Origin of the sequence: Aliarcobacter sp. (genome assembly GCF_041672065.1) — a bacterium.
GTDB classification, from domain to species: domain Bacteria; phylum Campylobacterota; class Campylobacteria; order Campylobacterales; family Arcobacteraceae; genus Aliarcobacter; species Aliarcobacter skirrowii.
In genome coordinates this window covers 16,068-30,355 of sequence record NZ_JBAZAH010000018.1, presented here as the reverse complement: position 1 = coordinate 30,355, position 14,288 = coordinate 16,068, and the positions used below count along the sequence as shown (strand labels likewise).

The following is a 14,288-nucleotide window of genomic DNA, read 5'->3' as shown; positions in this document are numbered from 1 at the left end:
TTTACAAAAAAATCTTTAAATAAATTTTGTAGTTTAAACTCTTCAAAATTAGAGAATATTGAGAAACTTGAGCAATTAAGAGCAATTGACAATGGATTTAAAATAGCAATGGTAAAAGTAAATTCAAAATCTTTTGGAATTGATACACAAGAGGATTTAAACAGAGCTTTAAAAGTTTTTAAAGCTTAAATCACGCTAAAGAGTAGTTTTTTTAAACTACCTTTTAAAACTTCTCTCTCTTTTTTACTAAAATCTTTAAATGTATTTTCAAGCCTTTTTAACCTCTGCTCTACACAATTTAATATTATATCTTTACCTTTTGGTGTAAGAACAACTAATATTTTTCTTTTATCCTCTTTTAAAGTTGTTCTAGTTATTAAACCTCTATCTTCAAGTTTTTTTAATATTTTTGTCATTCCACCTGATGAAAATATCATTGTATTATACAACTCAGTTGGTGTTAGAGCATGTTCATTGTTTTCAAAATATAAAGATGCTAAAACGTCAAATTCTGAGTGAAGAAGATCAAAATTTTGTTTATAAAAACTCTCCTCTTCTTGATATAGATGTTTTGCAATCAATATAATAGGAAGAGATAAAGCAAATATATCATATCTATCTTCTTGAACAACTTTTTTATAAAAATCTTCTATATGTCTTTTTTTCATCTTGGAAGTTTAGCTAAATTAAGTTTAAAAATATCTTTCTAGCAAGATACTTTTAAGTCAATTTTTGATAAAATCGTTTTTTATTTTTAAAAGGAGTAATTTTGAAAAAGATATATTTTATTTTTTTATTACCACTTTTTTTACATAGTCAAACTTTAGATGAACTAGTTGATTTATCAATACAAAATCAACTAATTAAAGCTTCACAACAAAATCTTGAAGCTTTAAAAGAGGATTATAAAAGTATAAAAAGTGGTTATTTACCAAAAATTAATGTTGGTACAACTTATTATATAAATGATAAAGAGTATACAGCACAACAAATTGCAAAAAAAGGTTTAACTGCATATGGAAGTGTAGATTTCATTCTTTATGATGGTGGTAAAAGAGGAGATACTTTTGATATCTATAAATCATCAATTAAAAGTGGCGAAAGCTCTCTTGAAGCACTTAAAAACAATATCTCTTTAACTGTTGTAAATCACTACTATAACTTTTTATCGCTAGATGCAAATAAAGATGCTAAGCAAAAAGAGATAGAACAACTTGTTGCTCAAAAAAATAGAATTGAAAGATTTTATGAAGCTGGAACTGCAACAGAGGATGAGTATCAAAAAATAGTTTCAAGACTTGAAGCTTCAAATGTTGAGTTACAAGAGCTTGAACTTGAACTTGTTACAATATTACATAATCTTGAGTATTTAACAGGACAAACAGTTACTATTTCAAGTGGTTCAACTATAAAAGAGATTGAAAATAAAGAAGAGCCTAATGAGAGATTTGATATTCAAGCACTTTTATTTGATACACAAGCAAAGGCTTATGAAACAAAAGCTGCTAAAAGTGACTATCTTCCTACAATCACTTTAAATAATACTTTTAACTACTATGACAAAGATTATGATGATGAAAATATGAGAAATGGAATTTATCATCAAAATGTTGCTAGTGCAAATTTAAACTGGAATATATTCTCTTTTGGAGAGACAAGATTTAAATCTCAATCTAAACAAAAAGAGTATTTAGCTAGTAAATCAAACTATGATTATGAGAAAAATAAAGCTTTAGTTGATTTTAAATTAGCACTAAAAGCTTATAATATAGCAAAAGCAAAAATAAGTTCAAGTGAAGCATCTGTAAAAGCTGCACAAAGTGCTTATGAGGTTATTAAATCAAAATTTGAAAATGGCTTAATTGATAATGTTGCATTTTTACAAAGTTTAACAGAAAAATACAATGCAATAAGCTTACATAAAAAAGCTCTAAATGATTTAGAGATTAAAAAAGCGGCTATAATTTACCACAGTGGTGAGAAAATCAAGGAGTATATAAAATGATAAAAAAATCGATAATATCAATAATTTTAGCAACAGTTAGTTTTTCTACAGTTTTTGCAAATGAAGCCCCTGCACTTCCTGTGCAAGTTTTTAAAGTAGAGAAAAAAGATTTTAAAACTACAAAAAATTATCCTACTATTTTAAAATCAATTGAACAAGTTGATGTTACAGCTAGAGTTGCTGGAATTTTAAAAGAGAAACATTTTAATGAAGGTGATTTTGTAAAAAAAGGATCTTTACTTTATAAAATAGAACCAGATACATATTTAGCAAATTTAAATATGAAAAAAGCAAATTTTACAAAAGCAAAAAAAGATTTTGAAAGAGCAAAATCTTTGATTGAATCAAAAGCGATTAGTCCTCAACAATTTGATGAGTTTACATTTCAATTTGAAAGCTCAAAAGCTGCACTTGATGAGGCACAAATTCAATACAACTACACACATGTAACTAGTCCAATAGATGGAATTGCTGGAATTAAAAGACAAGATATTGGTGATTTAGTTGGAACAAGCGCAACTAACTCTGTTTTAGTAACTGTTACAAATACAAATCCAATTCATGCAGAGTTTTCACTTCCAAGAGCAGATATGAATAACTTTTTAAAGCAGATAAAAGATAACAAAGCAAAAACAACACTTATTTTAAATAGTAAAGAGTATCAAGGAGAGATAGATTTTGTATCTCCAACAATAGATTCAAATACTGACACTTTGCTTTTAAGAGCAAAAATAGATAATAAAAATGGTGATCTTTTAGTTGGAGATTTTGCACAAATCAAAATTAGTAATCTTGATTTAGGTGATGTTTTTGTAGTTCCTGAAAATGCTGTTTTAAAAACATCTCAAGCTTCAATAGTAATGGTTGTAGATGATAACAATATTGTAAACCCAAAACCAGTTGTTGCTGGAGATTTGATTAAAGATGGTGTTATTATAAAAGGTGGTCTAAGTGGTGGTGAAAAAATTGTTATTTCAAATATTGCAAAAGTAAGACCTAACACAAAAGTTCAAATTGTAAATAAAGAGAAATAGTATGATTTCAGCATTTTTTATAAGAAACCCTGTTTTTGCAGGTGTTTTATCTATTATTATATTTCTAGTTGGACTTATTTCTATGTTCAATTTACCAATTGAACAATATCCAAAAGTTCTTCCTCCACAAATTGTTGTAAGTACAAATTATCCAGGAGCTAGTGCAAATACTATTGCAAAAACAGTAGCAGCTCCTCTTGAGCAACAGATAAATGGTGCTAAAGATATGATTTATATGAACTCTTTAGCTGATGATAGTGGAAATTTATCAATTAATGTATATTTTGAAGTAGGAACAGATCCTGATAGTGCAAAAATTGATGTAAACAATAGAGTTCAAGCAGCTTTGTCTTCAATGCCTGAGCAAGTTCAAAGAGTTGGAGTTGTTGTAGGAGAGAGAAGTCCTAGTATTTTACAATTTATTATGCTTCAATCTCCAAATAACACTTATGACTCTATATATTTATCAAACTATGCACTACTTAATATGGTTGAAACACTAAAAAGAGTTGAAGGTGTTGGAGATGCTATGATTTTTGGGGCTAAAGATTACTCTATTAGAGTTTGGCTAGACCCTTCAAAACTATCAAAATACTCTCTTGCTACAACTGATGTAATTGCTGTTATAAAAGAGCAAAACAATCAATATGCAGCTGGAAAAATTGCAGCTGAACCAATTGCAAATAAACAGATGTACACATATACAATTCAAACTCCAGAGAGATTTGATGACCCTGTTCAATTTGCTAATATTGTAATTCGTTCAAATCCTGATGGAAGTAGTTTAAAGCTTAAAGATGTTGCTACAATAGAGCTTGGTGCTAGTAATTACAGTATGCAAACAAGATTAAATAATGCACCTTCACTGCCAATTGGTGTATTTTTACAAAGTGAAGCAAATGCTTTAGAATCAGCAGCTGCTATTAAAAAAGCACTTGAAGAGGCTAGTAAAAGTTTCCCTGAAGATATGACTTATACTATTCCTTATGATAGTACAGATTTTATCTCTGCTTCTATAAACGAAGTTGTTAAAACATTTGTTGAAGCACTTATTTTAGTTATATTAATTATATATCTATTTTTACAAAACTGGAGAGCTACAATTATTCCACTAATTGCAGTTCCTGTATCTATTATTGGAGCTTTTGCTGGAATGTATGCTTTAGGGTTTAGTATAAATCTTCTTACTCTTTTTGGACTTGTTCTTGCTATTGGTATTGTTGTTGATGATGCTATTATTGTTATTGAGAATATTGAACGACATATGGAGATGGGTAAAACTCCAAAAGAGGCAGCATTTGCAGCTATGAGAGAGGTAACAGGAGCTTTAATTGCTATTATTTTGGTACTTGGAGCTGTGTTTGTACCTGTTGCTTTTATGGGTGGATTAAGTGGAGAGATGTATAGACAATTTGCTATTACCATTGTTGTGTCCGTTGTTATTTCAGGATTTGTTGCACTTACTTTAACACCATCACTATGTGTAAGAATATTAAAAAATAAAAAACATGAACCAAAAGGTTTTTTCAAATGGTTCAATAATATGTTTGATAGAGCAACTGAAGGTTATTCATATTTAGTTAAAAAAACAATTAGATACTCTTTAATATCTATGTTGCTATTTGGTGGGTTAATATTTATATCATACGATATGTTTAAAGATATGAAAACAGGTTTAGTACCTGATGAGGATCAAGGAACAATATTTATATTTGGATTTAATCCTCCAGGTTCATCACTTTCAAGAACAATAGAACTAAGTGAAGAGATTAATGCTATTGTTTCAAAAGACCCAAATGTTAAAAATATTATTACTTTAGCTGGTTATGACTTTACAACATCAGCTCAAAGAACACATACAGTTGCAACAATTATTAAACTAAAAGATTGGGACGAAAGACCAGAATCAAGTCAATCAGCTCAAGCACTTTTAAAGAAATTTAGTGCCCAATTAATGCAAACTAGTGAAGGATTTTCAATAGCTGTTATTCCACCTGCAATTATAGGAATGAGTGTAACAGGTGGATTTGATATGTATATACAAGATAGAACAGGTGGAAGCACTGAAGATTTACAAAAAGTTGTTAATGCTGTAATACAAAAAGCACAAACTAGACCAGAATTAATGGGTGTTAGAACTTCACTATCTGCAAATATTCCTCAATACAAAATGGATGTTGATATTGAAAAAGCAAAAGCAAAAGGTGTTAGTATAAATGATATTTATAACACAATAAATGCAACTTATGGAAGTTTTTATGTAAATGATTTCTCACTTTATGGACGAACTTATAAAGTAAATATGCAAGCAATTGATACATATAGATCAAATGTTGATGATATGCAGTATATTTATGTTAAATCATCAAATGGAGAACTTCTACCTTTAAGTGCTTTTGTTACTTTGAAAAAAGATGTTGGAGCTGATATTGTTGAAAGATTTAATCTTTTCCAAGCTGCAAAAGTTTCAGGACAACCAGCAGCTGGATATAGTTCTGGAGATGCATTAAAAGCTATTGAAGAGGTTTCAAAAGAGGTTTTACCTCAAGGATATACAATATCTTGGGTTGGAACTGCTTATCAAGAGAAACAAATAGGTGGAAGTTCTGCTCAAGCATTTATCTTTGGTATTATATTCCTATTCTTAATTTTAGCAGCTCTTTATGAAAAATGGTTGCTTCCAATTGCTGTTGTTTTAGCTGTACCGTTTGCTATTTTTGGAGCTATTTTAGCTACAAATTTAAGAGGACTTGACAACAATATCTACTTCCAAGTTGGACTTTTAGTTCTTGCAGGACTTGCAGCCAAAAATGCAATCTTGATTGTAGAGTTTGCTCTTCAAAAAAGAAAAGAGGGATACAATCTAATTGACTCAGCTTTAGAAGCTGCAAAAGTGCGACTTAGACCAATTATTATGACTTCACTAGCATTTACAATTGGTGTTATGCCACTTGCAATTAGTAGTGGTGCTGGAGCTGCTAGTAAGCACTCTATTGGAACTGGAGTTATTGGAGGAATGCTTACAGCAACATTTTTAGCAATTTTGTTTATACCTCTATTTTATATTTTAATCTCAAGATTAAGTAGAGAAAAAGAGGGTTCAATTGCTGAAGAGTTAAAAAAAGAGGAAGAAGAGAACAATAAAGAGTACTAAAAGTACTCTTTACTTCCTTAAAATATAAATCATATCTCTAATAAAGATTAAAATAGTATAATTTTGACTTTTAAAAAGTAAAACTTCAAGAAAGATTTCATAATTTTGCAAAAAATAGTTAAAACTAATGAACAAGAGAATATTGTAAATAGCACATTAAGCTCTTTTAAAATAAATGCAGTTGCTGGTAGTGGAAAAACTACAACTCTACTTCTATATGCACAAAAAAATCCACATTTAAAAATTCTTTATTTAGCTTATAACAAATCTTTACAAACATCAATTTTAGAGAAATTAAAAGATTTCAAAGTGCCAAATTTAGAATCAAGCACTATTCACTCATTTATTTACAAAAGAACAAGAGCTTTAAACTATAATCTAACAAATGAGTTAAAAACAACTGTTTTAGATAGAGTTATTAGCTATTATGAATATGATGAGAATAATCAAAGCTTTTATGCTTCAAATGAGTATCTCTCACTTTTAAGAGATTTAGTAAATTTTTATTGTAACTCAAGTATTAAAGAGCTTGATAATAGATTAATTGATAGTTTTATAAAACAAAGTGACTTTAGTGCAAAGTTTTTGGAAGTTTTAAATAAAAACCAAAATAAACTAAAAGAGCATCTAAAAGTTGTTTTAAGTGCAATGAAAAATAGAAAAATAGATGCAACTCACGATTTTTATCTAAAAATGTACTATTTAAGTAGCAATTTTGATAAAAATTTAAATTATGACTTAATTTTAATTGATGAAGCACAAGATATAAGTGATGTTATGATTAGTATTGTTGAAAGTTTTGGTAAAAATCGTATATATGTAGGAGATAGTTTTCAACAAATATATAGTTTTAGATATGCAACAAATGCTCTTGCAAAGATTGATCTTCCAGCTTATAATCTAACTATTAGTTTTAGATTTTCAAACTCCTATGCAAAATATTTAGAGAGAAATTTAAACAAACTCTACTCTTTAAATGGAAAAAACAACCTTGTTTTAAATGGTATTGAGACAACTACAGAAGTTGGAGATAGATATTTAGACAAATCAAAACCAATTTGTATAATCTCAAGAACATCATTTGCACTAATTCAAGAGTTAGTAAAATATATCCAAGATAATAAAAAGATATTTTTTGAAGGTGGATACTCATCATACTCATTTATGAATCAAACTGTTTACTCAATTTTTTATCTAAAAAATAGAAAAAATGAGAAAATATCTGTGGATGAGATAAAGAGTTTTAGCACAATATATGAGCTAGAAAATTTTGCAAAAGAGACAAAAAATCAAGACTATTTAAATATTATAAAATTTATAAATACTTATGGTGATAATATTTTTGAGATAAATAAAAGAGCAAAAGAGCTTTTATGTCAAAATAAAGATGAAGCTGAAATTATATTTACAACAGCACATAAAGCAAAAGGTATGGAGTATGATCAAGTTATTATGACAAATGATTTTATTAATAAAAAAGAGATTAAAAATAGTAAAAATAGTTATAGCTTTACTCAAATAAATGAAGAGTTAAATATCTTTTATGTAGCAGCTACAAGAGCTAAAAAAGCTATAGTTTTACCACCTTTGGAGTAAATTTGAAGAGATATATTTTTATACTTTTAGCTTTTATTTTAATATTTTCTATTTTTATTTTCTCAAAAAATAGTGAAAAATTTGAAATCTCATACTATGTTTGGGAAAATTCTTATAAAAATGAGATTTTAAATGAGAAGTTATATATAAAAGTTTTAGATATAGACTACTCAAATAAACTTGAGATTATAAAAACAAACTTTATAAAAAATCCTCCAAAAGATTTTATTCCAACAATTTATATTACAAATAAAACTATGCAAAATGTTGATTTTAAAAGATTAAGCAAAGATATAATCAAAATTCTAAATAGCTTTAATTTTAATTTCAATGAACTACAAATAGATTGCGACTGGAGTGATAGCTCTAAAAATAACTACTTTTTATTTTTAAAAGAGTTAAAAAATGAATTAAAAGTAACTATTAGCACTACTTTAAGATTGCATCAAATTAAATACTATAAACAAACAGGTATTCCACCTGCTGATTATGGAGTTTTAATGTATTACAATATGTCAGAGTTGGGAAATTTTAATACAAAAAACTATATTTTAGATAACAATATAGCAAAAAAATATCTATTTAATTTTGAAAATTACCCTCTTAAATTAAAACTTGCTCTTCCTTTATACTCTCAAGCTATACAATTTAGAAATAAAAGAGCTATAAATCTTTTTGAGAACATTACAAAAGAGGATTTTGATAAAAATTTCAAAGCTTTAGAAAATAACAGTTTTCAAGTATTAAAAAGTCACTATTTTAAAGGTATTTATATCTACAAAGATGATATTTTAAGATTTGATTATGTAACTTCAAATGATTTAAAAATTGCATTATCTGACTTTTTAAAACACTCAAAAAACTATTTTAATGAGATTATTTTTTATACATATAAATATAAAAATAGCTATAATCTTGCTCAAATTTTAGAACAATAAGGAAATATATGATTTTTAAAATAGTTCTATTAACAATATCTTTATCACTATCACTTTTTTCTTGTGGTGGTGGATATTGGTGGAATAGTGAAGATGTAGAGTTTCATTTTTTAGATAACAAAGATAATCTATATTTACAATACTCAAATGATTTATCAAGCGCTTCAACATACAATGATATTATCTATAAATATAGTATAAAAAATAAAAAAGAGAATCTAAAAGAGTGGCAAGTAGCACTTGAAAATAGATTTTCAATAAAAGAGCTCGAAGATATTATTTATAAAAATAGAAATCAAGAGTTAATTTTAGATGAAGAGTTTCAAGAGTATTTAAAATTTATAAAAGAGCAAGAGTATTGTGTAACTTATAATCCCTACATCAATCAAGATTTTACATATTGCAAAGATTTTATTCCAATAGCTTTGAATAAAATAGATAATACAAAAAATAGTTTTTTAAAGCAGAGATACTTTTATATAGCACTTAGATTATCTCACTATAAAGATAGCACAAAAAATAGTTTAGATATTTACAATAAATATAGTTATCTATTAAATAACTCCAACTCAATTGTAAAAGATTGGATTCAAGGTTTATATGCAGGTGCTTTAGTAAAAAACAATGAAATTGCAAAAGGAGTTTATGAGTTTTCAAAACTTTTTGAAAATAGTATAAACTCTCATTTAAGTTTTTATAATTTTAAATATATTAAATCTCAAGAGAATTTTGATGAACTTTTAAATTATGCTAAAAATGTTGATGAAAAAACAAAAATGTATGCTATTAGAGCTTTAAATTACAATAGCAATGTTCTTGAAGAGATGAAAAATATATATAATATAGATAAAAATTCAAAATGGCTTGATTTTCTTATTTTTAGAGAACTTTTAAAATCTCAAACTCTTCATAACACATACGGTAGTGCTTACAAAGATTATGAAAATGAAAATAGTGAATATATTGATTTTTTAAAAAATATAGATAAAGATGATAGATATTTAGTAGATTTAAGTTTAGTTCACTTTAATATATATTTCAAAAAATATGAAGAGTCAAAAAAGATTTTAGATAGATTATTAGTAGAGTTTCCAAATAAACATGAGTTAGAAGTTGCATCTTATATTTTATATTTAAACTCATTGAAAAGTATAGATAGTAGTATTGAAGATGAGATTTATAAAAGAGTTTCACATTTTAATGAAAATGAGTTTGATATATATAAATATACTTTAAACACTCTATCAAATCTATATAAAAACCAAAATCAAGATTTTGAAAAGTATTTAAGTGATAACTTTTACTATATAGAGTACAAAGATCTTGACCTAGAGAACTTTAAAAAATTTGAAATGTTTTTAGAGACAAAACAAGATACAAAACTTAGAGAATTTTTACAAACTAAATTTAAAAAAATGGTTACAGCAAATAAGAGTAGTTTTGATTTTGCAAAAATTACAGTTTTGATAAACAATTTAAAATTTCAAGAGGCTCTTGATACAAATTTTGAAATCTTAGATAAAACAAAAGTTGAATTCAACCCTTTTAATGGTCTAATTCGTGGAAATAATAGAAGTGGAACAAAAGAACCATTTACTATAAGAGAGTTTTTGCAAAGAGTTATTAAAATAGAAAATGAGTTAGAAAAAAATCCAAATAGTGTTATGGATAACTTCCTATTAGCAAATAGTTTGTACAACCTAAGCCACTTTGGAAATATAAATAGAGTTACAACTGTTTATAGAAGTAACTATTTAGTTCACACTCCAAAACTTCAAGAGCAAAAATTAAATCTTGCAATAAATTATTATGAAAAAGCTTTAGAAAACTCTAAAGATATAGAGCTAAATGCTAAAATAACATATTTAATTGCAAAGACAAAATTGGCTATTTTTGATTTAAACTACGATAAATATCCTCAAGAGAATAATTGGTGGAAAAAAAATAGTGTTTATAACTATGGTTCTGATGAGTTTTATGAAAAATTTTTAGAAAATAGTGGTTCAAGATATTTTAATATTTTACAAAATAATTTTAAAGATACAAGATATTATAATGAGCTAATTCAAGAGTGTGGTGACTTTAAAACATATATAAATAGAGATAATAAAGGATAAAAATGCAATATTTTGGTGAAATTCAAACAATGTACGAAGAGGTTTTTTTAACTCAAAGTTATATGTACTTTGGAGAAAATGATATAAGTGTAAAAGAGTTTAAAGAGTTAATAAAAACAAAAGAGAGTAGAAAAAAAAATATAATTGGAACAGTGATTTTATATAATCCAGTTGTTACACCTCTTGGTTATGACTCTAATAAATTTTTATTAGAACAAGATTTTAACTCTTTTGATGAGTTAATAGAGTTAAAAAGTGAAGGCTACATAACATCTTTTAAACAAGCGATGAGTGAGCATTGTAAAGGAAAAATTGTAGAGATTAAAAATTTGTTTAATCTAATAGAGGGTCATATTGACTCAAGCACTCTTTTAAATAAATTCAATGAAGATTTAGAAAAATATAACTCAAATCAGAATACTGAGTTTGATAGAGATATTATGTATATAGATGTAAAAAACTTTGTTCCAGCTGGAAAGTTTCTATTTTTTTGCTGGGGAGATAAATTAAATAAAAAAGAGTTTCCACACATTTTTGAATATGCAAAAACAATATTTGAAAATAGTGAAAAAATGGGCAAAAAAGTTGCTTTTGTATATAAAAAAGAGAAAACTATTCCTGAATCTATAAACTATCTTCAATTTTCACATCCAACTCAAAATATTAAAAATAAAAATCAAGTTGATTTTGCAATTAAAAGAGCATTTGATACTTTTCCTCCAACTCCTGCTTTTTATGAATAAATTTCATAAAAAGCCGATATTTTTATCAAAGTTTAATATTCATAATACTATAATTTCGTCCACTTAAATTATTGGGGTATCGCCAAGCGGTAAGGCAACGGTTTTTGGTACCGTCATTCGAAGGTTCGAATCCTTCTACCCCATCCACTTAATTTAAGTTCTTTTTTATGGTGAGGTTGGAGAGTGGTCAAATCCTGCGGACTGTAAATCCGCCGCCTACGGCTTCGAAGGTTCAAATCCTTCTCTCACCACCACTTTATGATTGTGGTTCGATAGCTCAGTCGGTAGAGCAAAGGATTGAAAATCCTTGTGTCGACAGTTCGATTCTGTCTCGAACCACCATCAAAATACTTTCAATTAATAAAATCTAAGCTATAATCACCTCTTATAAAAAATATAAAAGGAATTTAAAAATGTCAAAAATTGGAATATTAGTAGCTAGTTCTAATAATAATTTAAAATTAGCAAATGAGTTAAAATATATAGCAGATGAATTAAATTTTGATAGTGAAATTATAAATCTAGTTGATTATAATTTACCACTATATAGCACAGTTGAAGAGGATAAAAATGGTATTCCTGAATCTGTACTTGATTTAACTACAAAAATAATGGATTTAAAAGCTTTTATTGTAGTTGCACCTGAGTACAATGGAGTTATGCCACCTGTATTAAATAATGCAATGGCATGGACTTCAAGATCAACAAAAAATTGGAGAGATGCATTTAATGATAAAATAGTTGCTCTTGCAACACACAGTGGCGGTGGAGGTCAAAAAGGACTTCAAGCTATGAGAATTATGTTTCAACACTTAGGTGCAAATATTTTAGCTAGAGAAATTTTAACAACTTATGAAAAAGCTTTAAATAAAGATAGTGCACAAGAGATTTTAAAAGCTCTTGTAAAACTATCAGATGTTTAAGAGATATCTCTCTTAAGCATCTATATTCTCTTTTGGTTCACTTATATAGTAACCTTGAATATAATCAACTCCTAGTTCTTTTACCTTATCAAAAATCTCTTTACTCCATACAAACTCTGCAATAGTTTTAAATCCTTGTTCTTTTGCAAAACCTATAATCATACTTACAATATTCTGATTACTTTTGCTATCTAAAATATCTTTTATCAAAGAGCCATCAATTTTTATATAATCTGCTCTCATTTTTGTTAAATACTCAAAATTTGAATATCCACTTCCAAAATCATCTATTGCAATTTTACATCCATAAGAGCTTAAAAGCTCTAAAAATTCATTTAATAGTTCAAAATCTTCAACCTCTTCACTCTCAACTATCTCTACAACCAATTTTGAACCTATATTATAATCTTCTATTTTTTTGATTAAAAAATCTTTTACCTCATCATCTAATATATCTTCAAAAGCAAGATTAATTGAAAATTCATAATCTTTATCTTTAAAATACTCAAAACTCTTCTCTATAATACTTTTTGTAATCTCTTTATATTGTCCAGATTTTTTAGATATCTCCAAAAAGAAATAAGGTGTTATTGTGCTATTATCATCTTTTAATCTTGCAAGAGCTTCATATTTCTCTATCTTTTGAGTTTTTAAATTATAAATTCCTTGGAAAAAAGGTATTATTTGCTCTTTTTCTAAAGCAGTTTTTACTCTTTGTGTCCAGTAAATATTGTTTTCATACTCTTTTTCTATATTAAGATTTTTATCATAAATGATATGATTTTTATGTTTTTTAGCATATTTTCTTATTATATTAACACTCTCTAAAAGTTGTGATTTCTCTTCAAATGAGAAGCAATAAGCAAGTGATATAAAGACCTGTCTTCTATTTGCACTAAAAGGTTTTTCCGAAACAATTAAAGATATCTCTTTAACAAACTCTATAAAATCTTCTCTTTTTACATCTTGAGCTAAAATAGCAAATACATCTGAAGTTACTCTATAAACACTATAATTTTTATATTTTTTTATTAAATCCTCAATTTTTCTAGCAACTAACTTTAATACCATATCACCAAATTGATATCCAAACAAATCATTTAATTCACTAAAATTTTTAATATCCAATAGTGCAATAGATAAACTCTCTTTTTTTGAAATATCTTCTATAAGTTTGTATCTATTTCCAATTCCTGTTAAATAATCCTCTCTTAAAATTCTATTTAACTCATTTGTTTTTTGAACCAAATCTGTAATTTCATGTCTAATTGCAACATACTCAAAGATTTTTCCATTTTCATCAAAAATTGGAGATATTGTTGTATTTATATAGTAAAAACTTCCATCTTTTTTTGTATTTTTAAGATTTCCTTTCCAAACTTTTCCACTTTGAATAGTTTCCCACATCTCTTTAAATATTTTTCCATCTGATTCACCTCTTAAAAGATTGTGAGGTTTACCCATTACCTCTTCTCTTGTATACATAGCAACTTCACAAAACTTATCGTTTACATAGGTAATATTTCCTTTTAAATCGCTATTTGAAATTATGTTTGATGTTTTTGTAGCTTTATTGTACTGTCTTAAAATATTATTTTTTCTTTTTAAATCTTCGATTTCAGATTGCATTTCTTGGCTACTTTTATATTTAATTATTATTAAAACAACTAGAAAAAAAACAATTATCAATAATAAAGCTATAAAAATAATTTCCAATCTTATGCCTTTGTTTAAAAATTAGAATTAGATTATACTATAGTTTTTTAAAAACTATATTT

General features: G+C 26.7%; 10 protein-coding genes, 3 tRNA genes and 1 pseudogene. 12 read left to right on the top strand and 2 right to left on the bottom strand.

The window, feature by feature from the left end:
- A pseudogene (locus tag WC168_RS04475) lies at positions 1-189 on the top strand (3-deoxy-manno-octulosonate cytidylyltransferase); the annotation flags it as partial.
- Here WC168_RS04475 and WC168_RS04470 read toward each other — a convergent pair.
- Positions 186-668: a MarR family winged helix-turn-helix transcriptional regulator gene (locus tag WC168_RS04470; RefSeq protein WP_279133517.1), complete on the bottom strand. Its 483-nt coding sequence runs from the start codon at positions 666-668 to the stop codon at positions 186-188. The pseudogene WC168_RS04475 and the gene WC168_RS04470 overlap by 4 nt on opposite strands.
- A gap of 101 nt (positions 669-769) precedes the next feature.
- On the opposite strand from WC168_RS04470, the gene WC168_RS04465 reads away from it, so the two are divergent.
- The 11 genes from WC168_RS04465 to WC168_RS04415 all read left to right on the top strand — a co-directional run bounded on the left by WC168_RS04465 (position 770) and on the right by WC168_RS04415 (position 12,510).
- A complete protein-coding gene (locus WC168_RS04465; RefSeq protein ID WP_319059387.1) occupies positions 770-2,005 on the top strand; it encodes a TolC family protein in 1,236 nt (411 codons plus the stop codon).
- Positions 2,002-3,039, top strand: coding sequence for an efflux RND transporter periplasmic adaptor subunit (locus tag WC168_RS04460; RefSeq protein ID WP_066356429.1), 1,038 nt, complete (start codon positions 2,002-2,004; stop codon positions 3,037-3,039). Before WC168_RS04465 ends, WC168_RS04460 begins: the two co-directional genes overlap by 4 nt.
- Before the next feature lies 1 nt (position 3,040).
- Positions 3,041-6,193: an efflux RND transporter permease subunit gene (locus WC168_RS04455; protein WP_372617776.1), complete on the top strand. Its 3,153-nt coding sequence runs from the start codon at positions 3,041-3,043 to the stop codon at positions 6,191-6,193.
- Between the two features lie 105 nt (positions 6,194-6,298).
- Positions 6,299-7,789, top strand: coding sequence for a UvrD-helicase domain-containing protein (locus WC168_RS04450; RefSeq protein WP_372617773.1), 1,491 nt, complete (start codon positions 6,299-6,301; stop codon positions 7,787-7,789).
- Between the two features lie 2 nt (positions 7,790-7,791).
- A complete protein-coding gene (locus tag WC168_RS04445) occupies positions 7,792-8,727 on the top strand; it encodes a hypothetical protein (RefSeq protein WP_372617771.1) in 936 nt (311 codons plus the stop codon).
- Between the two features lie 8 nt (positions 8,728-8,735).
- Positions 8,736-10,844, top strand: coding sequence for a hypothetical protein (locus tag WC168_RS04440; RefSeq protein ID WP_372617769.1), 2,109 nt, complete (start codon positions 8,736-8,738; stop codon positions 10,842-10,844).
- Positions 10,845-10,846: 2 nt separating this feature from the next.
- Positions 10,847-11,587, top strand: a complete 741-nt coding sequence (locus tag WC168_RS04435) for a hypothetical protein (protein ID WP_066161816.1) — start codon at positions 10,847-10,849, stop codon at positions 11,585-11,587.
- Positions 11,588-11,659: 72 nt separating this feature from the next.
- Positions 11,660-11,734: transfer RNA gene (locus tag WC168_RS04430), tRNA-Gln, on the top strand.
- 22 nt (positions 11,735-11,756) lie between these two features.
- Positions 11,757-11,841: transfer RNA gene (locus WC168_RS04425), tRNA-Tyr, on the top strand.
- A 12-nt stretch (positions 11,842-11,853) separates the two neighbouring features.
- Positions 11,854-11,929: transfer RNA gene (locus WC168_RS04420), tRNA-Phe, on the top strand.
- A gap of 71 nt (positions 11,930-12,000) precedes the next feature.
- Entirely contained in the window at positions 12,001-12,510 is a 510-nt protein-coding gene (locus WC168_RS04415) for an NADPH-dependent FMN reductase (protein ID WP_066350112.1), read from the top strand.
- Between the two features lie 12 nt (positions 12,511-12,522).
- On the opposite strand, the gene WC168_RS04410 is transcribed toward WC168_RS04415, so the two are convergent.
- Positions 12,523-14,139 (bottom strand): EAL domain-containing protein, encoded by a 1,617-nt coding sequence (locus WC168_RS04410; RefSeq protein ID WP_372617767.1) that lies wholly within the window; start codon positions 14,137-14,139, stop codon positions 12,523-12,525.
- Positions 14,140-14,288 lie beyond the last annotated feature (149 nt).